Annotated in this window: 1 protein-coding gene; it reads right to left on the bottom strand. The window is 67.2% G+C overall.

All coding sequences use genetic code 11. The features are described from left to right. Positions 1-1,236, bottom strand: a 1,236-nt coding sequence (locus ACZ5CR_RS45830) for an AMP-binding enzyme (RefSeq protein ID WP_468869814.1), incomplete at its 3' end; no start/stop codon positions are given. Between the last annotated feature and the right edge of the window lie 25 nt (positions 1,237-1,261).

The raw sequence follows: 1,261 nt of genomic DNA, 5'->3' as shown, positions 1-1,261 counted from the left end.
CATCAACGGCGCGCGGACGAGGTCCATTGCGAGTCCGGCGCTGGCGACCAAGGCCCGCCCTCGCTGCTGCGGTTCCGTGGAGTCGAACTCCAGGGAGTGCTCGATGACCGGCACCTCGACGTGCCGCCGCACCACCTGCAGCGGCTCCCTCAGACCCTCCCAGGCGATACCGGTGCGATAGATGTCGTGCCGGTTGACGACCTGCTGCAGAGCGCTCGCGAACTCATCCAGCCGGGAGCGTGAATCGAACTCCACGACGCGCGCGGTGAGATAGACGTCTTCGCCGTCGCCGGCCATGAGGTGATGGAAGAACATACCTTCCTGCAACGGCGCCAGCGGATAGACATCCGCCACATTCGCCGCCCCACCGTCGACGGTGGCAACCACCCGGTCGATCTCAGCCTGCGACAACTCCACCAGCGGCAACATCGCCGGCGTGATGAGCTCGGCACCATCGGGGATCAGGTTGTCCGGCACCTGAACCAGGACGGCACCCGTCGCACGCACCAAACCGGCCGCGAGGCCGGCGGGTGTCGGGTCCTCGAACAGCGTTCTGATCTTGACCTCCGCGGCCAGCCGCCCGCGAATCCTCGACAGCAACCGGATCGCCAGCAGAGAGTGCCCGCCCAGTTCGAAGAAACTGTCATCGACACCGACCGACTCCAGACTCAGCACCTCCGCGAAGATCTCGCACAGCGCAGCCTCAGTCTCATTCGCCGGCGCCCGACCGACACCACCACCCATCTCCTCAGGAGCAGGCAACCCCTTACGATCAAGCTTGCCACTGGCCGTCAACGGCAACTCCAGCAGCCAGACAACCGCCGCCGGGACCATGTGGTCGGGCAGCCGCGCCGCCACGAACTCCCGCAGACCGTCCGGCTCGCCACCGTCCGCCGCCACGACGTAAGCGACCAGACGCTTGTCACCGGGGCTGTCCTCGCGGGCGATCACCACGGCCTGCGTGACGTCCGGATGGGTCAGCAAGACCCCTTCGATCTCACCGGGCTCGATACGGAACCCGCGGATCTTCACCTGCTCATCCACACGGCCGGCGAACACCACCTGCCCATCCGGCGTCCACCTGGCCAGGTCCCCGGTTCGGTACATCCGTTCCCCGGAACCCGGGCCGAACGGACAGGCCACGAACCGCTCACCCGTCAACGACGCACGACCTACATAACCGCGGGCGACTCCGGCACCGGCGACATACAGCTCCCCCGCCACCCCGACGGGCACCGGCTGGAGGGTGTCATCGAGGACG

This window comes from Streptomyces sp. NPDC031274 (assembly GCF_055570235.1).
This window is presented reverse-complemented; position numbering and strand designations above follow the sequence as displayed.